The organism is Candidatus Odyssella thessalonicensis L13, from assembly GCF_000190415.1.
GTDB lineage: Bacteria > Pseudomonadota > Alphaproteobacteria > Paracaedibacterales > Paracaedibacteraceae > Paracaedibacter > Paracaedibacter thessalonicensis.
Genome location: NZ_AEWF01000001.1, coordinates 339,758 through 362,477 on the forward strand (window position 1 = coordinate 339,758; position 22,720 = coordinate 362,477).

General features: G+C 41.6%; 18 protein-coding genes. 8 read left to right on the forward strand and 10 right to left on the reverse strand.

Going from position 1 to position 22,720, the window contains the following annotated elements; translation table 11 throughout:
* Positions 1-290 precede the first annotated feature (290 nt).
* The 8 genes from HMO_RS0101705 to HMO_RS0101745 form a co-directional block, all read right to left on the reverse strand.
* A complete protein-coding gene (locus HMO_RS0101705; RefSeq protein WP_010297905.1) occupies positions 291-917 on the reverse strand; it encodes a thymidine kinase in 627 nt (208 codons plus the stop codon).
* Positions 918-967: 50 nt separating this feature from the next.
* A complete protein-coding gene (locus tag HMO_RS0101710; RefSeq protein WP_010297908.1) occupies positions 968-1,564 on the reverse strand; it encodes a TlpA family protein disulfide reductase in 597 nt (198 codons plus the stop codon).
* A complete protein-coding gene (locus tag HMO_RS13430) occupies positions 1,548-2,714 on the reverse strand; it encodes a bifunctional folylpolyglutamate synthase/dihydrofolate synthase (protein ID WP_010297911.1) in 1,167 nt (388 codons plus the stop codon). Before HMO_RS13430 ends, HMO_RS0101710 begins: the two co-directional genes overlap by 17 nt.
* A gap of 87 nt (positions 2,715-2,801) precedes the next feature.
* A complete protein-coding gene (gene accD / locus HMO_RS0101720; RefSeq protein WP_010297913.1) occupies positions 2,802-3,647 on the reverse strand; it encodes an acetyl-CoA carboxylase, carboxyltransferase subunit beta in 846 nt (281 codons plus the stop codon).
* A 9-nt stretch (positions 3,648-3,656) separates the two neighbouring features.
* Complete coding sequence (locus HMO_RS0101725; RefSeq protein ID WP_010297916.1) at positions 3,657-3,938, reverse strand: integration host factor subunit beta; 282 nt, start codon at positions 3,936-3,938, stop codon at positions 3,657-3,659.
* Between the two features lie 215 nt (positions 3,939-4,153).
* Positions 4,154-5,305 carry a glycosyltransferase family 4 protein gene (locus tag HMO_RS0101730; RefSeq protein WP_010297918.1) on the reverse strand — a complete coding sequence of 384 codons (1,152 nt, stop codon included), beginning with the start codon at positions 5,303-5,305 and terminating at the stop codon, positions 4,154-4,156.
* A 150-nt stretch (positions 5,306-5,455) separates the two neighbouring features.
* Complete coding sequence (gene murD / locus HMO_RS0101740) at positions 5,456-6,802, reverse strand: UDP-N-acetylmuramoyl-L-alanine--D-glutamate ligase (RefSeq protein ID WP_010297925.1); 1,347 nt, start codon at positions 6,800-6,802, stop codon at positions 5,456-5,458.
* A gap of 216 nt (positions 6,803-7,018) precedes the next feature.
* The gene (locus HMO_RS0101745) at positions 7,019-8,389 is read right to left on the reverse strand and encodes a hypothetical protein (RefSeq protein WP_010297927.1); all 1,371 of its coding nucleotides are present in this window, start codon (positions 8,387-8,389) and stop codon (positions 7,019-7,021) included.
* A gap of 445 nt (positions 8,390-8,834) precedes the next feature.
* On the opposite strand from HMO_RS0101745, the gene HMO_RS15355 reads away from it, so the two are divergent.
* The 3 genes from HMO_RS15355 (at position 8,835) to HMO_RS0101760 (ending at position 11,498) form a co-directional block, all read left to right on the forward strand.
* Positions 8,835-9,683, forward strand: coding sequence for a lytic transglycosylase domain-containing protein (locus HMO_RS15355; RefSeq protein ID WP_010297929.1), 849 nt, complete (start codon positions 8,835-8,837; stop codon positions 9,681-9,683).
* Positions 9,684-9,741: 58 nt separating this feature from the next.
* The gene (locus HMO_RS0101755; RefSeq protein WP_010297931.1) at positions 9,742-10,515 is read left to right on the forward strand and encodes a 3-hydroxybutyrate dehydrogenase; all 774 of its coding nucleotides are present in this window, start codon (positions 9,742-9,744) and stop codon (positions 10,513-10,515) included.
* Positions 10,516-10,688: 173 nt separating this feature from the next.
* Entirely contained in the window at positions 10,689-11,498 is an 810-nt protein-coding gene (locus HMO_RS0101760) for a hypothetical protein (RefSeq protein WP_010297933.1), read from the forward strand.
* 10 nt (positions 11,499-11,508) lie between these two features.
* Here HMO_RS0101760 and HMO_RS0101765 read toward each other — a convergent pair whose 3' ends face one another.
* Positions 11,509-12,093 carry a YqgE/AlgH family protein gene (locus HMO_RS0101765; protein ID WP_010297935.1) on the reverse strand — a complete coding sequence of 195 codons (585 nt, stop codon included), beginning with the start codon at positions 12,091-12,093 and terminating at the stop codon, positions 11,509-11,511.
* Between the two features lie 416 nt (positions 12,094-12,509).
* Between HMO_RS0101765 and HMO_RS0101770 the strand changes: the two genes are divergently transcribed.
* The 3 genes from HMO_RS0101770 to polA all read left to right on the forward strand — a co-directional run bounded on the left by HMO_RS0101770 (position 12,510) and on the right by polA (position 17,962).
* Complete coding sequence (locus HMO_RS0101770) at positions 12,510-14,252, forward strand: hypothetical protein (protein ID WP_029448165.1); 1,743 nt, start codon at positions 12,510-12,512, stop codon at positions 14,250-14,252.
* Between the two features lie 257 nt (positions 14,253-14,509).
* The gene (locus HMO_RS0101775; protein ID WP_010297940.1) at positions 14,510-15,208 is read left to right on the forward strand and encodes a hypothetical protein; all 699 of its coding nucleotides are present in this window, start codon (positions 14,510-14,512) and stop codon (positions 15,206-15,208) included.
* Between the two features lie 72 nt (positions 15,209-15,280).
* Complete coding sequence (gene polA, locus HMO_RS0101780) at positions 15,281-17,962, forward strand: DNA polymerase I (protein ID WP_010297943.1); 2,682 nt, start codon at positions 15,281-15,283, stop codon at positions 17,960-17,962.
* Between the two features lie 65 nt (positions 17,963-18,027).
* Here polA and HMO_RS0101785 read toward each other — a convergent pair whose 3' ends face one another.
* On the reverse strand, positions 18,028-19,776 hold the full coding sequence (locus HMO_RS0101785; protein ID WP_010297946.1) for an alkaline phosphatase D family protein: 1,749 nt from the start codon (positions 19,774-19,776) through the stop codon (positions 18,028-18,030).
* 258 nt (positions 19,777-20,034) lie between these two features.
* Here HMO_RS0101785 and HMO_RS0101790 point away from each other — a divergent pair, with 258 nt between their 5' ends.
* Together HMO_RS0101790 and HMO_RS0101795 are read left to right on the forward strand one after the other, a co-directional pair.
* The gene (locus HMO_RS0101790; protein WP_010297948.1) at positions 20,035-20,823 is read left to right on the forward strand and encodes an enoyl-CoA hydratase-related protein; all 789 of its coding nucleotides are present in this window, start codon (positions 20,035-20,037) and stop codon (positions 20,821-20,823) included.
* A gap of 5 nt (positions 20,824-20,828) precedes the next feature.
* Positions 20,829-22,709 carry an acetyl/propionyl/methylcrotonyl-CoA carboxylase subunit alpha gene (locus HMO_RS0101795; RefSeq protein WP_010297951.1) on the forward strand — a complete coding sequence of 627 codons (1,881 nt, stop codon included), beginning with the start codon at positions 20,829-20,831 and terminating at the stop codon, positions 22,707-22,709.
* Positions 22,710-22,720: the final 11 nt, after the last annotated feature.

Here is a 22,720-nt window from a genome sequence, read left to right on the forward strand (position 1 = left end):
GCATGGTCTCAATATATCTTTGTTAAGATAGCATCACCTTTTTAAAGGCAGCTTCAAGAGGATATTTTATAAACCTCAGCTGTGATCACCAAATATTGTTTAAGCGATCTTAATAAATGATGCGTAAGATAATAACATTAATTCACTCTCCTGATTAAGACTTTTTAAATGGAGCCGTAAAAGAATTGATTTCCTCCGGGAGTCGAAAAAGGGTTGCTTTTCTCTCCCTAGCTATGAGTGTAATAATATTATTCTTTTAGGCCTGCTTTTTATCTGCTTAATAAGAAAGCTTAAGCAACATTCCTAGTTTTTAACGCCACGACACAATGATTTTCAGGCTGAGCCTGCGCCTTATGAAAATGTTCCCGGCACAAGGAGATATAACGCTCATTACCGGCAATTTCGATTTGTTGCCCTTCTGTAACAAACTCACCATCAGGCCCGACCCGAGCATTCATGGTCGCTTTCCGGCCACAATGACAAATTGTCTTCAGTTCCACTAATTCATCCGCCCAAGCCAGCAGATAATAGCTCCCCTGAAACAGCTCACCTTTAAAATCGGTACGAATGCCGTATGTCAATACAGGAACTTTCAAGAGATCAACCACATCGCATAGCTGTCGTACTTGGTCCTTATTCAGAAACTGAGCCTCATCCACCAGAACACATTTTAAATTAGGGAGAGTTTGGTGGTGTTGACGAATAAAGCTTAAGAAATCAAATTTGTTATCAAACAGGTGAGCATCTGCGGATAGGCCAATGCGAGAAGCAATCTTACCACGCCCAAAACGGTCATCTATAGCAGCAGTAAATAGTAGAGTATTCATGCCGCGTTCATGATAGTTATAGCTTGACTGAAGCAAGGTTGTGCTTTTACCCGCATTCATTGCCGAATAATAAAAGTATAACTTTGCCAAACTATCATCTCCCTATCTTATGACCGGCGTTAATAACTTTTCTATAATAATTACTCATTGCCCTTTGTCAAGTAGGACTGGATAACTGTTCCCGACTGACCCAGCCAGTCAATCGCCCCTACAACGCGTCCAGCTTCGACTCTTTCTTCGCTGGCAAAGATAGTTGTTGGCAAAGCATTCACTTTTAGGTCCCGTAATACGGTCCCTTTTTGATCAATAAAAATATTGATATTTTTAATGCCATTTGTTTTGCAATAATTCAATACATCACTGCCGCCGGTTGAATCGCTGGCAATTATGATAAAGTTAATCTTATCACCGTTTTGCTCTGCAAACTTAGCTATTGCAGGCATCTCTTCAACGCAGGCACCACACCACGTTGCCCAGTAGTGCACAATCATTGGCTTGCCCGAGAATTCATTAAATGTTGTTGGGCTGGTTGTGCCATCCTCTAAATTTAGCCTTTGAAAAGCTTTTTTCGACAATTCTTTTTTCTCAGTGGTCGGTACAAAGTCAAAGGTAGCTACCGGTGATTGTACTTTAGGGGTAGAGTCTATTTTGGGCTTATTAGCTGCAAACCAAACGACTCCTAATAACACTGGTGATAATACTACCCCAATCCAGAATGACTTATTTGAAACTATCATTGAACATCTCCCGCAGTTTTAGAACCTCTCCTACCATATATAGGGATCCTGTAAATAAGATTCTAGCATTATTGTACTTGGGTTGCATAAAATAAGGAAGAGCCTCTTTTACAGGGATAGAGTCCTGCATATGAGGGGCCCTGCTTCTAAACCTATTACCTTGATCCATTTCAATATGGTAGACTTCATCTGCTAACCTTAGAAGAGGCATCAAAATTTCTTCAGATCTATTGGAAAGTTGGCTTACTGCTAAAATTAATGGTCTTCCTTGCAGCTTCCATTGCTTAACTTCTTCAGCTAAAACAATTATTCCATCAACATTATGAGCTCCATCAACCCAAATGTCAAAACTGGTAAAAAGCTTTTGCAGCCGCCCCGGCCAGTACGCATTTTTCAGATGACGGTACAGTTGATGGGCTGGCTTGTTTAACAGCAACTCTGCTATTCTGATAGCCGTTGCTGCATTATCATACTGATGAGTTCCTTTTAAACCCAGCGGCACTTCCAGAGGGATAGGGGCAGGCGTAAAGAGGTCACAATTCAGTCGCATAGCTTGGGCTGCTATCACCTCTTTAGCTTCCCAAAATCGCTGTTGAGCACATACTACTGATACACCCTTTTTTATTATCCCCGCTTTCTCATGGGCAATTTCCTGGATGGTGGAGCCTAGATATTCTTGGTGATCATAAGAAATGGACGTAAGGGCACACACCGCCGGATTAACTAGGTTGGTTGCATCAAGCCGCCCACCTAATCCCACTTCAACTAGACAAAAATCCGCTTTATAATCACTAAATGCTAGAAATGAGGCTGCTGTTAATTCTTCAAAATAGCTTAATTGGAGCGGGCCTGCTGCTTTACGTAATTTATCAAGGTAGGCGGATAGTTGTTCGTCTGTAATCTCTTTACCGTGAATTTTAATGCGTTCATTAATACGGATGAGGTGAGGAGAAGTATATAGATGAACGCTGGCACCTTCTCCCACTAGTATTGCCTCTAAAAATGCTAAGGTTGAACCTTTACCATTGGTACCCGCCACATGGACAACCGGTGGCAGGCGCTTCTGAGGATTTCCCAGTGCCTGAAGGACAGCTTCTATGCGATCAAGAGATAAACGGATATCTGTTGGTATTTGGGAAGAATTAAACATGCTTAATAATCATCCGCCTAAGATATCCTATAACTAAAGAAGTCTTTAGGATTGCCTGCTTACGCTAACTTAAGGATTTTCCACCTCTTAACCATTAAGATGGCTTAACAGCACACCAATCTTTGAATTGAGCTCTTTGCGCGGTACCACCATATCTATCATACCATGGGCCAATAGGTATTCCGCTTTTTGGAAACCTTCTGGAAGCTTTTGACGAATAGTTTCCTCAATTACTCGTGCACCCGCAAAACCAATAATTGCACCTGGTTCAGCAATTGCTACATCCCCTAACATGGCAAAGGACGCTGAAACTCCTCCGGTGGTAGGGTCAGTCAGTAACGTAACGTAAGGCAGTCCAGCACGTTTAACCTTTTCTACCGCAATAATTGTGCGCGGCATCTGCATGAGTGATAAAATACCCTCTTGCATGCGGGCTCCCCCGGAAGCAGGGATCACGATTAAGGCGCACCTTGATTTTACGGCTAATTCTGAGGCGACCAATATCGCTTCCCCGACTGCCATTCCCATTGATCCCCCCATAAAAGAGAAATCAAAGGCAGACACTACAGCAGATTTACCACCAATTTGACCATAAGCAATAATAACAGCATCTTGATTCCCAGTTTTACTGCGGTATTCCTTTAAACGATCTGTATATTTCTTGGTATCTTTGAATTTTAATGGATCAGTAACCACATCCGGAACAGCGACTTTGGTAAAAGCCCCTTCATCAAAAAGATATTCTAACCGCTTACTAACGCTAATGCGGATATGATAACCACAGTGATGGCAGACATGTAGATTGTCAGCCAGATCCCGATGAAAAAGCATGTGCTCACATGAGGCACATTTCGTCCATAAATTATCGGGCACTTCTTCTTTGCGCATTAATGCCTTAATTTTGGGGCGGACGAAATTTGTAAGCCAGTTCATGAATCAACTCTAATTTGCGTTTAATAACTGTTTTAGTTCCTTGCCGGACTTGAAAAAAGGCACCGACTTTCCTTCAACATGAACGGTCTCTCCTGTACGTGGATTGCGACCCGTTCTTGGTTTACGATGTCGTAAAGAAAACGTTCCAAAACCTCGCAACTCAACTCGCCCACCTTTTTTTAATGTATCGGTGATATCACCGAAAATACGATCCACTATAGCCTCAATTTCAGCTTGGGTCAAACCTCGATACGTGTAAGACAGCTTTGAAATTAATTCAGAACGTGTCATTTGGCTCCTCCATTATTATTATCGATTCACTTTTAACTTTGAGAAATTGTAAAATCAATAAATCAATTTTATATTGAGAGCAAGCGGAAAATAGTTTTGTGTTAAAGTTTCCTATCAGTTAATTAATTTTAAATTATTGTTAAAACAATCATTTATCATTACAAAATTTTTGCTATTACCACGTCTCCAAGCAATCAGATCAATTTAATAAAAAATTATTTTTCTTGCAAACTGAGGAGGGAGTTATATAAGTTTAATGTTTCATTATACATACGCTCTGCACTAAAGTTCTCGAGGATATAGTGGTGAGCATTCTTTTCCATGGCCACCCTTTGATCTGACGCTAGCTTTAAAACGGTCTGAATGCACTCAACCAATGCGCCTAAATTGTCGGCAGGAATCAAATAGCCCGTAACGCCATTTATGATTAGTTCAGCACTTGCTCCTTGCTGCGTGGAAATAATAATTTTTCCCATTGCTCCTGCTTCAGCTGAAATGCGACCAAAGGTCTCTTTAAGAGCTGTGGGAAATAAAATCAGATCTGATAGCGCATAAATTAAAGGGATATCTTTGAAGTCATGAATAAGTCGGAAGCGATCAGCAACCCCTAAGCTATAGGCTAATTCTTTTAAATTGGCTGATAATTCTGTTCTTCCCTGATCGGATCCTGCTATAATAAGAAATAATTTCTTGTTTTCCGCTAATGCTCCTAACGCTTGCACCGCCAAATCAAACCGCTTTGCCTTGGCAATTCGACCGACGGCAGCCATGACAAATGCATCGGCTGGGATCGACCATTTTTGGCGCTGCGCTAAGATGTCGCTCGCAGTATATCGTTCAGGATTAAATATCTCTTTAGTATCAATCCCTGGATAAATCTTAACAATTTTTGGTTTAAGGTGATGATGATTTTCTTCGATATGGGCCGTGACAAAATTAGAGATACTGATGACGCATTTGCCTCGTACCATAACAGAGTTATACCATCTTTTTAAGGAATTACTGCAACGATAAGCCCCATGATAGGTGGCAATAAAAGGAATATCTGCTAAGTAAGCCGCTATCAGCGAACTCCACGCTGGCGCTCGAGAGCGAGCATGAATCAGCTCTATGTGATGCTTTTTTATAAAATGGAGGAGCCAAAAGGCATTCCAGATGATTTTTAAAGGGTTTTTTGTGGCCAAGGATAGCTTAATATGATGTACCCCTCGCTCCTCAAGGTCGGCCAATAAAATTCCCCCTTCTGAGGCTACATAAGTAGGCTTAGGATCAACCCGAGATAAAAACCCTGCAGTATCAACTGTTACCCGTTCTACTCCTCCACTATTCAGTCGAGGTAAGACTTGAAGAACAATAGGCTTTTTCATCTGTCTTTTCCTTGATTATCAAGTTGGAGATAATGTATTTCCGGTCCATCTCGGTCTTTAGAAGAGGAAAACTGATTGAAGCCGATATAGAAAAAATGTTCAAGCGTCACTGGCCAACTGCTGTTGCGGGTCATAGATTAGCGGTCTCCATCAAGGTTGTGGAGATTCCAAGAGCTTGTTAACAATTTCTTTAAAAGCATTTCCACGACATTCAAAATCTTTGAACTGATCAAAGCTTGCACAAGCGGGAGAAAGCAACACCACGCCATTGCCCTCAGCAGCGGCATCAGTATAAGCCTCCCTTACAGCTTTTTCTAACTCTAAGCATAACCGGTAAGGAATCTTTCCCGCAAGAGTTTGCGCAAAACGGTTTGAAGCTTCACCAATAAGGTACGCTTTTTTTACCCGCTCAAGCAGCGGCAACAACTCATCAATGCCATCACTTTTCGCGACTCCTCCTAGAATCCAATAAATGTTTTCATAAGCCTTAAGCGCATGAGAGGCTGCTTCAGCATTGGTGGCTTTAGAGTCATTGATAAATATAACACCGTTTCGCGTTTCTACATATTCTTGCCGATGCGCTAACCCCGGAAAGGTTTGAATGGCTGCCATTATTTCGTCGGAATTTAATCCTAACTTACGGCTCACCCCGTACGCTATAGCAATATTTTGATAGTTGTGAGGCCCCTTCAAGTACTTTAATTGGGTAATCTCGCCAAGATTAATACGCTCCTCGGCTAGCGCATCGATTAGCATACCATCATAAACAAAAACCCCGCGGCGTAAAGGATTAACCACACTGACAGGCGTAAAATATCCAGGATGGGCCGCATTCATTCGATTATAAAGATCTTTAGAATAGGAATCATCAACACAGATTATTGACTGCGGGGGCACAGTTGGAGAAGCGAAGATCTGGCTCTTCGCATAGACATAATCTCTCATAGTTTTATGTCGTTCCAAATGATCAGGGGTAATATTTGTCCAAGCCACAATTGTTAAACCTAAACAAGTAGACAGTTCTAGCTGATAAGATGAAAGCTCAATAACATATACACCGTTGTCTGGTAGTTTTGGCAAAGACATGACAGGTATGCCCACATTCCCGCCAACGGCTATAGGAACGTTGCAGTTTTTCAGGATATGGCCAATTAAGGTCGTTGTCGTCGATTTACCATTTGTGCCTGTTACGCCAATAATCTTTGCCGTTGGATAATTCTGACGAAATAAATCTACATCTCCCATAATTTTTATCCCTTGCGCGCGGGCCGCCTGCGTCAACGGATGATCTAAAGGTATGCCTGGGCTTTGAATTAAAGCAGTCAATTGTGAAAATTTCTGCCCCTCTGTCCAGGGTATTCCCCCTTCAGAACTTGCTAAGGCCACACTCTCAGGATTGGCATCACTGACAAAGACTTTACTGCCTTGGTCAAGGAGCCAACGTAACGTTGCTAAACCCGAACGGGCAAGACCTAAAATTAAATAACTTGTTTGCATGTGCTATCGCTTACTAAAATGGCTAAGGTTTCTCACAGTTTGAAACGAGGGAGACGACAGATCTCCCTTCCATTTCCATCTATAAGGGCACAGACATTTAAAGTAAAATAAAATATCTTGAATTTTATCACGTCACCATGAGCAGCCTTAACGCCGGTGCGGAAATCCTAATAGAGGCTTTATTTGCCCTAATTAATGCATAACATTTAAAAAGATTTACCCGTTAAATTTTAAACCAGGCTCAATTGCAAGAGATTGCAGAGTAAATATAAAACTAACAGTTTTCAAGCCCATAGAAATATTTTCCCCGAGATTTAATTGATGAGCAGAAAAGTCGGTAAATACTTCTCCGGTGCGGCTATCAATAGCTAACTGAGCTGGGTTTGGGCGTACTATGCTCGCTGATATAATTTTGGCACTCTCAAAGTTCTCAATAAGACTAATCACTTCTCCCACCATCTCCTTACTGCTCTCGTCGCCCCCAGCCAGATGAATTTCCACAGGAGTATTCTTGTCTTTAGTAGGGTTCAAATTGGAAAAAATGCTGTGCAATGAAGTAAGATTGGTCATGCTATCAATATGGCATAAAGCAGCTGTTTTATGCTTAGAATTATAAACAGCCATAATTAGACACGGTCCTGTCCCAAAGGAGCCAATAATAGGGTAGCGTTCCTTAGCCTGTGTATAGCCTACATGGCGCTGTAAAACATTTTTAGCTATAGAGGAGGTAAAGAATCCCAAATTTTGAATTTGGCCAATTGCATTTATCCTGTTGATCTTACCTCTAATTTCTTGTGCTCTTTGGTATGCGGCTTCAAAATTGTAAAAATAGTTCTGAAGGGCTGCTTCACTAGGTTTTTCATTCTCTATCTTAAATAATATTTTTTCCATGGTTAATTGCGGAATTAACCCATAGCTGAAAAAAACATTTAAGTATTCGGATAGCCTATTTTTGTCACTTGAATAGATTGTTTGCTCAAAAAGGAGCCTTGGTTCGATGAGCCCCTTCTCTTTTAGAGAAAATTCTAGTTCAGGATCAACCTCTTTCATTTTTACACTAATCCTGACATTATCCTCATTATAGCCTAATACGTCGATCTTTTCTATTTGGTTTTCCTGAATAAGAGATTTGATTTTAAAATAGCGATTTAAAGGCACTCCGGGGCCACAATCATAAAGCTTTACAAAGTTTCCCACTATTTCCCATTGGCTGCCATCTTTACTCTCAATGCGCTTTTTAGGTAAATTATTACTTTTCTCTTTCACTATCACAGACGAAGTAAAAGCGTTAGTCCCTAATAAGTTAGCACTTAGAGAAGAGGACTCTCTTAAAGGCCAAGAAAGAGGGAGAGTGTTATTGATATCGCTTCTAAATGATCTCGATGTTAAATCGTCTATAATTGCAGTCTTGGTGCTTTCATGCCCCTTTACCTTGGAAATTGCCTCTGTCATAGGGCTAGTATGCATATCACTAGAAGGAGCGGCAGATGCAATAAAAGACTTGCTTTGGGATAGAGTCCATAGTTCTTCTAAATTTAAAAATCCCTCCCCTGGTATCTGTTCCGCCCAACAAGGTATTCCTCCCATTAAGATTTAAGCCAAACCTACCTATAAGTTTATAAACTCTTCTTACATCCCCTGCTATCCTGCCTGCCATGAGATATCCTGTAATAAATTAACCCAGCTACCTATAATATTGGCCCTAGCATAACCTTTTTAAAAAGGAGGTTTTTAATAGTAAAAATAGTGTTAATTAATTGAATATTTAATATTCAAGATTAGTAAAGAAGATGGTGTGATATTATCCCGTTAATCTTTTACTCTCCTGCATTAACACAGGGGTTCCATTTAAGCCTTATTTGCCATAGCTTCAGCTGAGATTGATAAGAGTGAGTGTTAAGGGGAGCTTAAGAAATTTCTTGTGTTCTGCTCTCTGTATGTTAATGTGCAAACCGGCTTATTACGAATATTAAGACTAAATTAAGATTAAAATTATTATAAATAAACATAAGGCAACTTATAAGAAATTTTTATGTATATACTGCGTAAGTTTATTCTCAGCCTAATAATAGTTAGCCAGATAACAAGTTCGGCATATGCTGTTTGTGAGGCTTATATTCAGCGGTTCGAGCGGCAACATGGCATCCCAACCAATTTATTGCGAGCAATATCCCGGATCGAGTCAGGGCGATATGTCCAAGGTCAAGGGGTGGTTGCTTGGCCCTGGACAATTAATGCTAATGGCAAACCCTATGTCTTCAATACGAAAATTGAAGCTATTAATAAGGTCAAAGAATTACAAGCCCAAGGAATCAGCAGTATCGATGTCGGCTGTATGCAGATCAATTTGAAACATCACCCTAATGCTTTCCCAAGTCTTGAGGCTGCTTTTGATCCAGCGACAAATATTGAATATGCAGCTCGGTTTTTAAAGGAAAAATTGCACGCTCAGGGCAATTGGCAAGGAGCAGTTGCCCATTACCATTCCGCTTCGGCTATTTACAATCAGCCTTACAAAAATAAAGTTATGGCTGCTTGGCAAGAATTTGGCAACCAACCTTTTACCGCGCAACAAATGCCCCTTCAAACTGTCTTTGCTGCCAATCAGCCTAAGGTTGTAAAAACTAACTTTCATAGTCTAAATGGTCGGACTATTCCCGTACAAATTAAGTTTTCGCCACTGACCGGCTATGGGGGCAGTTTACCGAAAGTGGATACAAGCCGCATTCGAACGTCCGGTAGCATCCAGGATACTGGTTTCTTTCACAAAGGGCGAGGCCAGAAAATTATAAAAGCTAAGACGGGACTGACCACTCGCAAGGCAATACTGCCGCTGAATTCAATTCGGCGAACTAATGTAAAATTACCTCCTAGAATTTAGATCTTCTTAAGGTTTTCAAACTAAAATTCATGTATATCTATCAACTGAGGAGGATACAATGGATAAAGTTGCTTTAATTACAGGGTCTACCAGCGGAATTGGTTTAGGAATTGCCAAAAGACTAGCTCAGGCTGGCCATTCTGTTATCCTCAATGGCTTAGCCACCCCTACTCTTAATGAGACGATTAGTGAGGTTAAAACGCTGGGCAAAGGTGAGGTATTATTTTCAGACGCGGATATGTCGCAACCCGACCAAATTGAAGCCATGATGCGCATGATTGAAAAGCAGTTTGGCCGCCTTGATGTTATTGTAAACAATGCTGGAATTCAGCACGTGGCCCCCATTGACGAATTTCCAATTGCCGCCTGGGATAAAATTATTGCCATCAACCTCTCCTCTGCCTTTCATATTTCTCGCTTAGCTATTCCGATGATGAAAAAGAATGGCTGGGGTCGAATTATTAACATTGCTTCTGCCCATGCTTTAATTGCCTCCCCTTTTAAATCGGCCTATGTCGCTGCCAAGCATGGTGTGGCGGGCTTAACTAAGACGATTGCGCTTGAAGTAGCACAGCATAATATCACCTGTAACGCTATCTGTCCTGGGTATGTACTTACCCCCTTAGTCGAAGGTCAAATTGCCGCCACAGCCAAAGCGCGCGGGATCAGCGAAGAGCAAGTCATTAATGATGTGATGTTAGGGGAACAACCGACTAAAGAATTTGTGAAAATTGAGGAAGTTGCCGAATTAGTCTACTATTTATGTGCTGATGCGGCCGCTTCAATTACGGGTACATGCTTACCAATAGACGGGGGTTGGACAGCTCATTAGTCGCAATTTATCTTGACCAATTTTAGCCGTCATTTTAGAATCACAAATTATCTAGTAGTGCTCATAGAGCACTACTAGATCTTTTTCAAGTAGGAGAATTCTTTCGCCCAAATACGTGAGGGCCAAGAAATAATTCATATTACTGATAACACCATGTTTGAGGAGCAGTACTGGTGAAACTTCAATATTTTTTCACTCTTCCGTTTTTATCTTTAAGTTTAACATCATTCGCAATTGCGCAAGATCAAGTATTTACCCTTTCTGAATTGGGAAGTCGTCCCATAGTTCATGAAGCTACGACTCCGAATGGTAAATTAGAATATGAGCGAATCCATGCATTAAACTTAGAGGGCTCAATAAATTATATCTGTAGTCAGAAGACTGCTCGTAATAAGCCAGCCATAATATTTGATACTGATATTCTGATAGACCATCAACAAGATATATCTAAGCTGACTGAAAAACTACAAAGAGCAAATGTTGCTTACTTTGCTTCAAGTTTTACCGAAAATCCCGAAGAGGTTTTAGAGCAAATCCGTCAACACCACCTCGCGGAAGAATTAGAAGCCTATGGAGAACTGAGAGAAAAAAATATTACTTCTCCAAAATATGGATCAGACCTTCATCTTTCTAAAACTGGGAGAGTTGCTTTTGTGGCTTCTCAGCCGCATCGTTCAGGGCTCTATGATGCTTGGGTAGTCCTTCCCTTTCTCGTTCATCCAGCACCAAATTTTACCAGCCTCTATTTTATTCTTAAGAATAATACTGAGGCTAAAACACTCTCTTTTATTGAAAAGCAAGTTGAGATAGCGCAAAAACTGACCCTCTTTACCAATAAGAAATTAAATTTTATTTATTTTGATGGTGAAGAGCAGAAGAAGCTTAAATCTGAGAAGAATACATCTAAGCGTATAAACCGCTATATAAACCAAGGCAAAAATTGTGATGATGGTGAGCCTATCATCTTTGAGATAGAGCTATAATCTTGCCTAATTAAGCATGACCAAATTCTATGGCTATACTATTGGGCTCTATCCCAATGGATAGCATGGCTGAGCGCCACAATTCTTGGTAATCTTGCTGAAACACCAGGTCAATTGTGGCATCAATTATGAGCCAACCATTGCTATTGATTTCTTGTTCAAGCTGACCGGCGCCCCATCCTACATACCCTAAGGCTACAACCGTGTGAGCAGGACCGTGGTTATTTGCCAGCGCTCGCAAAACATCTAAAGTGGCCGTCAGAGCAAAGTTGCCGCTAATCCCAACTGTGGAGTCTGAACCATACTCAAGAGTATGCAGGACAAATCCTCGGCCAATTTCGACGGGGCCGCCATAAAAGACGGGAATATTGGGTACCATTTTTTTAGAGAACTCAATCCCCAATTGCTCCAGTAAGTCAGAGAAATCAACGGTAAGCAAAGGCTTGTTCACCATTATACCCATAGCCCCTGTATCATCATGGCCACAAATATAAATGACTGATTGTGAAAAGCGGGGGTCTTCCTGAAAGGGCATAGCTATTAATAGCTTGCCGGTCAAAAAGCCGCGGCCAATTTGTTCATCCTCTTGATCCATTACATCGACATCCTGTCTACAGTATTTGATATCTAGAGCTTACCCGGAAGATAGTTGATATTTCGTTAACATACTCAAATAAAGTTACACTTTTTACACATAAAAATATAATTATTGAGAAACCTTATTAATAGCTAGGTTTTAGGCAGAGATCTAGCGATCCTATGTCATTATTTTTATATTATAATTCTTGCTAAAAAGTTTATTTTGAGCCCCCAGCTCTAAATTTTTTTAACGATAATCCTTAAAGGTTTAATCTTGCCTACCCATTTTGTTGTGTTCTGATTTTAGGAAAATCCATTCATTTTTTTACTAGAGATTTCTACTTTGATTCCCTATAAATATGGGTAAAATCTTTCTTTATAACAAAATTACCCCCGTCGGTAAGATAAATAAAAACACGCGAGGATATATTGATGACTTCTCTAAAAAAATTAGTGAAATTAAAAGCTTATCTCCTAAGTTTTGCCCTTGGTAGTACTTCACTCTTTGCTATGGAGAAAGATGATGACCTGCCCAAGCAACCCCCACTAAAAAGATCCCGATTAAGCGAAGAAGACGTAGAGAAAGAAACGAAAGCTGGGATTTTGGCAAGTCTAGCAGAACATGTGTCGGACTTTTCCCAAACTTCCAGTACCTCCGCAACTACGCTACCGTCTGTTCCGATTAGGATTGAAACGGACAGCAGTGATACCAGTGATTTAACGGAGACTCTACTTCCTTCTAGCTCAGCTTTAGAGATGATTCAGCCGACAGACGCGCCTCAAGTACACAGTGAAAATCCTAACTTTGCTTTGGTAATGTCTCTTATCAAAGAATGTGGCTTGGAACCTCCTCAAGGAGAAGCATTAAATTTGATGCGGCAAGGAAATTATATCTACTTCTTGACTCAAGGTCACATAAAAGATCTATCTAATTTTAACCCTGGGATGTGGGAAAGCTTTAAGAGAGCTTTCAGAGATAACAAGGGAAAGCGTGAGACTTTTGCTAGCTTGTATTTCCTTATCCATGCTTTACATTATCACCGGATACAAATCCTTCCAAACTGTACAGCTGAAATTCTTATGCATATTTTGAAATCATGTAGTACTAATGCGTACCTTACTCCTCAGGCAAGATACAGAGCGAAAGAATATCTTGAAAAAGTTAACCAAAAACAAAGATTAAGGAGTCCTCTTAGTTTACCATTTGCATTTTTTCTTAACGCCTGTTCCGGTTCGCGTCAGCCCTCACAGTCTCCCGCGCCAGTTCCTTCACATTCACCACGACCAACCCGGCCAGGGGAAATGAACGCAAGAACTGGGGCAGCACCAACTCCCTCACATGCACCCCGACCAATTTTGACAAGGGAAATGAACGCAAGAACTGAAGCAGCAACATCGCCTTCCACCTCTGCAATGGGTACTCCAAGACCACTCTCTATCACTACTCAGCCATCACAATCATCTGAGACCATACCCACTCCCCAACGCTATCCTTTAAATGAATTTGGTAGTTCATTTACAAAATTGTTTTTCCCTGCCGATACTGCAAATTGTGTGGTCACGACATCTCTTGAAAATGTTCCGCATATGACACCTTTAGGATTTGAGACCGCCTATGTGGAATTTCGGGCTTATCTAGCGAAAGATAAAGAGAAAATTGATCAACATCCAACCATAATATTTAATCACTTTAATACCTGTAGCACCGATCAAGAATTAACTGAGGCGACGCGGATTTTAGCTAACTTCCGTAAGGGCCAGATGTTTTGTACAGGATTTAAAGGGGACTTAAAATCTGATCAAGTATTTAATATCTTTCGACAATTTAGCAATGCCTCACTCCTGCCGCCTTTTTATGAGTTCTATGGCAAACTTTATCAAGGATATATGAGGCTTTTACACCTCACCAACCGCATCACTGATGCAGAAGCCTGCCAAATCTTTAAAGAAATTGCGGCAACGCAATCACTTCTCCCTTCAGGACTGCAGGAATTAAAGTTGAGCAGTGCCTTGTATTTGGCAAAGATGCACTATAAAAACCGCACTGAGGCCAGCATAACTACTCAAGAAGTTATGAATTTGTTGGTCAACAATTACGATCAACTTAAAATATCTAAAATGCTATCTTATCAGATTAATAAAATGATTATAAAGCTCAAGTCTAGTGCTCAATAAATAAAGAGGGGGGAGCGCTGCTCTCCCCTTTTCATCCTCATACCATTTATCCCCCCAATTAATATGATGCGCCTTTAACAGTTCCAGGTTTTAGAATAAACAAAGCTTTTCATTCTATCAGAAAAACAATTAATAAAATGAGCTCATTAATAAATTCTATTTTAACTATTTTTTAATTTATAAATATTCATTCTGCTCATTACTCAGCCGTTGTTATTCTGATTATGGACAACATTAATATGGAGAGTAAAAGAGTAATGTATCGACTTCTTATAACCACCCTTGTCGTAAGCCAGTTTATAAGCACTGCTCAAGCTGAAGATTATCGGACCGCCCCCCTTACCCACGACCCCGTTATTGAAGGCTGTGTTACTCAGCTCAATACTAGCGTCGCTAGAATGCATGGCAGGTTGCAAGAATTGGATTCCATCCAGCTAGAAGCTGAGAGTCTCATTAGAAGAGATTTAGATTTAAAGGACTTTGTCGGAAAGTTAAAGGTTTCAATCTCGGGGCTAGAAAGGACAAAGGTTCTGGCTATTAAAGCCAGCTCAGATACTTTAGGAGACTTTGGGAGAATGGTTGTCTCAAAGGAACTTACACCTGTCCGAGATACAGCTTTCCAGCTCTTAGAAAGTATTCTAAGCAATTGGGACAATCAGCTTTGCTTCGTTTATCCGTCATTTAATACTGGAGAGGTAAGAACGCTGATGGAACGTCTGAGAAGAGGCAACTGTCTTACAACTTCAATGGCTGTTTCTTATCAAGTTGAACTAGAGAAGCTCCTGGAGAAGCTCCTGCTTAATTTAACTGAAGTAGAGACTGCCCAGGCAATCAATGCGCAGAAGCTTCATCTTAACGCCAATGCCTGTAAACGTTCAAAGATAGATGTTCGCTCCTCGCTGATAGAAATAAAAGATGCTTGCAATCACTTCGACAAGTATATTGGCGATAATTAAATCTGTATTCTCGACTCCTTCCTCTTAAAATGCTAAAACTAAACCTAACATTTGGAGGTAAGGAGCGACATAATGACTAAAAAGCTTATTTTAATTGATGGCTCGGGGTTTATCTTCCGCGCCTATCATGCTTTACCTCCTTTACGTCGTTCCGATGGTACCCATGTGGGGGCAGTTTATGGCTTTTGTACCATGTTGATGCGGCATATCGAACAAGCCCAATATGATAACAGTTATCTAGCAGTTATCTTTGATGCGGCCCGAGAAACCTTTCGCCAAGAAATTTATCCGGACTATAAAGCACATCGCCCCGATGTACCTGAAGACTTGATCCCACAATTCAGCATCATTCGTGAAGCTTGTGGAGCATTTAATGTCCCTTCCGTAGAACTAGAAGGTTATGAAGCCGACGATCTTATCGCAAGTTACGCTAAAGCAGCTCAGCAACAAGGCATGGAAGTGGTCATTATTTCCTCAGATAAAGATTTAATGCAGCTGGTACGCGATGGGGTCACTATGCTGGACCCTATTAAAAATAAAAGAATTGCCGAACAGGAAGTTTTCGAGAAGTTTGGCGTCTTTCCTAACAAAGTTATCGATGTGCAAGCCTTAGCCGGAGACGCCACAGATAATATTCCGGGGGTGCCTGGAATCGGTATAAAGACAGCAGCAGAATTGATCAACAGCTTCGGTTCCGTTGAAGCTTTACTTGAACGTGCCCAAGAGATTAAGCAACCAAAACGGCGGCAAAGTTTAGTTGATCATGCCGATAATGCGCGCATTTCTAAGCGTCTGGTGACTTTATGCGACGCGGCGCCCTTACCTGCTGAAATCAGTACGATGGTTCCACAAGCTCCCAATATCACTCAACTCAAAGATTTTATGCGTTTCCAGGGCTTTACGAGCTTGATTTCTCGCGTTGATAAACACGCCGGAACAGAGAAAAAGTCGAGCAATTCCGCCTATATAACGATTCGCACGAAAGAAGAATTAATTGCCCTGGTTGAAGAATGCTTACAAAAACCGTATATTGCGTTCGATACCGAGACAACTTCTCTTGATATTATGGAAGCTAAGATTGTGGGCGTGTCCTTGGCTCATACCAGTGGACAGGGATACTATATCCCCATTAACCACCAAGAAGCGACCCAACAATTAGATGAAAAAACAGCCTTTGAAATTTTGCAGCCGCTTCTTACAGATCCGTCTGTTCTTAAAATAGGACAGAATATTAAATACGATCTCGGTGTTCTCCATAAATATGGGGTCAAGGTTTTCCCTATAACTGATACCATGTTAATTTCTTACGTGTTGGATGGCAGTCGCAATGGCCATGGCATGGATGAATTAGCTGAGCGCCACTTAAACCATACGACCATCAAATATACTGATGTGGTCGGAACGGGGCGCAATCAAAAAACCTTTGATCAAGTGGATATTGGATTAGCAACTTCCTATGCCGCTGAAGATGCAGATATTACATTACAATTATATGAGCACTTGTATCCGCGCTTAGCGCAAGAGAAAATGCTCACTGTATATGAACGCATTGAGCGCCCCCTCATCCCTATTATCGCCGAAATGGAATTGACAGGCATTCGCGTTGATCAACAATTACTGTTCAAACTAGGTCGAGAGTTCGGCGATGAAATGCAGCACTTAGAACGCCGCATTTATGAACTCGCTGGACGAGCCTTCAATATTGGATCCCCAAAACAACTGGGAGAAGTTTTATTTGATGAGCTTAAGCTGCCAGCTCCCAAAAAGACTAAAACCGGCAGCTATGTGACGGATGCTGATGTTTTAGAAAAGCTAGCAGCTTCAGGCCATGAATTGCCAAAAGTTGTCCTTGAATGGCGCGAACTTGCCAAATTAAAATCCACCTATGCTGACGGTTTATTGAACAGCATTAATAAAAAGACCCAACGAATCCACACCTCTTACTCTATGGCGTTAACTTCGACAGGGCGTTTATCTTCCTCCGATCCAAACCTGCAAAATATTCCTATCAAAACGGCAAAAGGCCGCCAGATCCGTCAAGCATTTATTCCCGCTGAAGGCTGGAAAATGCTATCTTTGGATTATTCGCAAATTGAATTGCGCCTGCTTTGCCACATGGCAGAGGTACCTCAACTGACTCAGGCTTTTCAGCAAGGTCTAGATATTCATGCCTCAACCGCGTCAGAAATGTTTGGGATTCCCTTAGATCAAGTCACAGCCGATATTCGTCGCAAAGCCAAGGCCATCAACTTCGGGATTATTTATGGAATTAGCGCTTATGGCCTATCACAACAATTAGATATTCCCCAGTCGGAAGCGGCTCATTATATCAACCATTACTTTGATAAGTATCCCGGTATCCAAGCCTATATGGAGTATCAGAAAGATTTTGCTCGCCAACATGGCTATGTTAAAACCTTATTTGGCCGTAAATGCTACACCTTGGGAATTCAAGATAAGAATGCGATCATGCGGCAGTTTGCTGAACGGCAAGCCATCAATGCCCCTCTTCAAGGGACCAATGCCGACATCATTAAAATGGCCATGCACCGCATTCCTCAATGTTTAAAGGATAATAACTTATCAGGGCGTATGTTGCTGCAGGTACACGATGAATTAGTCTTTGAGGTTCCTCAAGCAGAGCTAGAAGTGACAACACACCATTTGAAAGCGTTAATGGAAAACATCACTTATCTGCGCGTGCCGCTAGTGATTGGTGTTGGAATTGGAAATAATTGGGATGAAGCTCATTAGCTATCACTCAAACAGTTATTATAGGATAACATGAATGCCGGTTGATATGCCGGCATTTTATGGGTTTAATGTTGGTAAGGTGCAAGATGATAGATCTTCCTTAAAGCTACTTCACCGGCTTTATTATCCGGGTTATTTCCCAGCAGCGTAATCTCTACAGTATCTCCTGTAGCGCTCAGCTTAAATATGCCGGCATGATTTTGTTTAACTAAGCTAGACTGGTTAACAATACAAAAGCTTCCCTTATCACTTGTTCCTAAAGGTTTATAAGGATCCAAGATCATTGATTCGAACTGAATTGGCCAGTTGAAGGGGGACGCCACTGCTTGAGCGAGCAGGACTCTCTTCATATTCACGTCGCTCTCTTTTGCGTCAGTTATGCGTGGGAATTTCCATAGTTTATCTTGGGCCTCAGGCTTTTCCTTTTTGGTGTGCACAATATCAGCAAACAGGCCACTGTGAATATCGCCACCTAACCAGAAAGTATTCTTAATTTTATGAGTATATAAGGTGTTCAAAATGTCATTTCTACTTGACTGATAGCCCTCATCGCCCCACTTATCTGACCCGTCGCCACTTTTATCATCCGGTCCAATAGGAACCTGACTGACAATCACTTTCGGATGATCCCCCCACATTAAAAGAAAGTTCTTGAGAGCCGCCATTTGAGCTTTGGAAATTTTCTCAACTCCTGGCATCATTTCAGAACGAAAATCACCGATAAAAACAGGAAGCCCCCATAATCGCGTTTCAGTCCAACGGTAGCCGATATGCCCGCTAATAGGATCATAAGTACTCATTTGACGCTGAAGGATATCGGCCAAGGTCCAACAGGCGTTCGTGAGGGAATTATAATTTTCACCCTCTAAATCCTTCTTAGTAAAATTATCCTTAACAGCATGGTCATCTATTTGTACATAAGTCGGCATAGTTTTCTGGAACTCATATCGTCCTTCAGCAGTCAGAGCATCACATAAAAGCTCATAGATCTCCTCTGTTCCTTTGGCGCCGGCGTACTTATTCAACCAGTCACGGTAATAAGTATCACCCATATCGATAAAGCCACGCAGGGCAATATTATTGCAACTACTAAATTTTTCAACAGTTTTAAAGATCTCACTATCGTCAGTGCGGAAAAACTCCCCCTCTTTTTCAGCTAATACGAGCATCTCCACTAAAATCCCAAGCTTTGTATCAGTAAGCTTTTTCTTAAAACCAGGAAGTTTAGAAAGCTTCGAGAAAAAGCCTATCTTTCTTAAACATTTGCTTTTCATTAACAAATTCAGTAGACCCAGGGGTGACTTTTCGAGTTTATCTAATAGCGGTCCATCGTATTGACAAGAGCCAAACAGAAAAGCGACATCCCTTTTGCCAACCATATTCTCATAAGCTTGGAAAAGCGCATGGTCATACTTAGGCTTTCCATCCTCTTCTTCTTCCCACGCGAAAGTTATACGCGATAGCAAAGAATTATCAGGAATATGAAAAGTACCGATACGGTATTCATATTGGCAGCCTGGAATTAAGTCTTTAATATCGACAGCCTCTGAAAAATGCTGTGAACGAGGTAAAGGAAAAACAATAGTGTCTTCCCATTCTTCCTCTAGGGGACCATATTGCAATACTCCAAAAGTGGGCTCCGAGGCAGGATTAGCGAGAACATTTAGCCGTATTTTATTCTCACTCACTTCGCCCATGATAACAGCTTTCGGTTTTTCAAGCGTAATGACCTGGAGTTCGTCTTCAGCCGCATTTATAGCGCAGCTATAAGCCACGGCAGCAAGCACAAATATGCCTTTTAATTTCTTAAGCATCCATTTCCCCTTCTAAAAGTTTAATCACAACTATTACTTTAATGTTAATCTAGCAATTGGATATTTTTTGGTTAATAAGGGATGCTTTATTTTTTATTTATTGAAGATGAGGCAATTATCACTTTATATTCATCAGATCCTATAAACCTCATGTATTCTAACTATGCTCCTCCAGCTTAGCGACTGATTTGGCATCTCGACTTTACAAAGAAAATAAGATAAATTTTACCAAGGTAACTTAATCAGAAATTATCAAAAATGGATCAATATTCTGCTATTTTATTCCAGCTTGATGATAGTGGTTGCGCTGAGATAAGCTTAAATCGGCCAGAGGCACGAAATGCATTAAGTCCACTGCTGATTAAAGAATTAACGCATGCCATTAAACACTGCGAGATTGATCCTAAAGTTCGCATGATCAAGGTTACCGGCCAAGGAAAAATATTCTGTGCTGGGGCGGATCTCAATCACATGCAAGCGATTGCCCACCAAACCTATGAACAGAATTTAGAGGATGCTCACGAACTTGGCCATTTATTTGCGACAGTAAATCGCTGTAGCAAGCCAACAATGGCGATCATTCAAGGAGGAGCTTATGGCGGCGGCGTTGGCTTGGTTGCCGCTTGCGATATTGCGATCGCCACTCAAGATGCCAAATTTTCTCTCTCTGAAGTTCGGTTAGGAATTATTCCTGCCGTTATTTCACCCTATCTTGTTCGCGCCATGGGTGCGCGCCAAGCGCTGCGGTATGCGCTAACAGCTCAAGTGATTACTGCTCAAGAAGCTCTTCAGCACGGCTTAATTCACTATCAGGTAATGGAAGCAGATCTCCGAGCCTTAGTCGATCAAATTACAAGCTATCTGATGCAAGGAAGCCCTGCCGCCCAAGCCGCCACAAAGAAATTATTTCACACTGTTGAAGCAAGCCCCCTTAGTGCTGAATTAAATCAGATCACAGCCGCCGCCATTGCTGAAGCCCGTGCGTCCCTTGATGGTCAAGAAGGGTTAAAGGCCTTTCTAGAAAAACGACAACCTAGCTGGATATAACCTTCATGAAAAAAATTAAGCGTATTTTAGTTGCTAACCGCGGCGAGATTGCCTGCCGAATTATCCGCACCTGCGATCAGTTGGCAATTGAAACAATTGCTATCTATTCGGATGTGGATAAAGATTTGCCCTTTGTTAAGCTTGCAACTAAAGCTATTGCATTAGAGGGGTGCGAAGCTAGAGAGACTTATCTCGATATCAATAAAATCGTCAAAATCTGCCAAGAACATCAAGTCGATGCGGTTCATCCTGGTTACGGCTTCCTTTCTGAAAATGCTGCTTTTGCCGAAGCTTTAAATCAGATTGGCGTTATTTTTATTGGCCCCTCACCCGCTGCTATTCGCGCCATGGGCTCTAAAAGTGAAGCAAAGATGATTGCTGAGAAAGTTGGCATTAACACCATTAAAGGCTATATGGGTGCGGATCAAGATACAGAAGTATTATTAAAGCACGCCAAGCAAATTGGCTTTCCTATTCTTATTAAAGCTGTCCATGGTGGCGGTGGGAAAGGCATGCGTCGTGTAGACTCTGAAGCCGATTTTACCTCTGCTCTTGCCAGCTGCCAACGGGAAGCCCAAAGTGCGTTTGGCAATGCTGATGTGATGTTAGAGAAATACATCGTCGATCCCCGCCACATTGAAATCCAAGTATTTGGTGACCAGCACGGTACAGTTCTAACACTTTCAGAGCGAGATTGCTCTCTGCAACGCCGCCATCAGAAGATTGTCGAAGAAGCCCCAGCGATTGGCTTGGCAGAGGTTACTCGGGCTGGACTTCATCAAGATGCTCAAGCTATTAGCGCGTCTGTTAATTATGTGGGTGCTGGCACCGTAGAATTTTTAGTGGATGCGGAAGGTAACTATTATTTCTTAGAGATGAATACCCGCTTACAAGTAGAGCATCCTGCCACGGAAATGATTCTCGGGCTCGATCTGGTCGAGTGGCAAATTCGCGTTGCCGAAGGCCAGCCCTTGCCTTTATCACAGTCTCAAATTCGCCCGCGCGGTCATGCCATTGAAGTTCGCCTTTATGCTGAAGATCCGCACCAAGGGTTCTTACCTTCTATTGGTCAAATTACAGAACTTGCTTTAGATACGGATACAAGTGTGCGGCTCGACAGCGGTTATCAGAATGGAAATCAGGTCAGTATCTATTATGATCCCATACTGGCAAAGTTGATTGTCCATGCTGACAACCGACGCGCCGCTTTTCATAAAGCCGTCAAAGCTTTAGCAAAATTACAGATTAAAGGAGTTAAAACCAATCGCCAATTCTTAATTGAGCTGTTGCAGAACCCAGATGTTTGCGAAAAACTTCCTCATATCGCTTATCTCGATCACCATATGGCACAGCTTTTAAAGCCAACTATGCCCGATGACATCACCAAGAAAGTATTGGCAAAGTCCCTTTTGAATACACTTTCTCGTCAGGGGAGCTCTCCCTGGGATGCAGCTGATGGCTGGCGTCATCTAAGCCGCGGTCAGCAGCTGCTGCGATTTGACTGTCAGGACGAGATGATGCAGTCTATATTAGAATCTCACGAAGATCTGCCGCCAGCCCTTATGTTAGATCAAGATGTTAACAGTATCACTTTAAGCATCAACGGGAAAGTTTACCATGCTACTCTGCCCCAGCTGGATCATGGAGCGGATGATGCTGCCAGTAAGGACCAAAAATTAAATGCCCCCATGCCAGGTAGAGTCATTTCCGTATTAGCTTCTCTGGGAGAAAAGGTTGAGGCGGGGTGCCCGCTTATGATTTTAGAAGCCATGAAAATGGAGCATACGATCAGAGCACCCTTTGATGGCATTGTAGAAGACGTATTCTATAAAACAGGTGACTTTGTCGATGACGGTGCGGAACTCGTCCGCCTGATAGCAGCTTAAGGAATAACAAT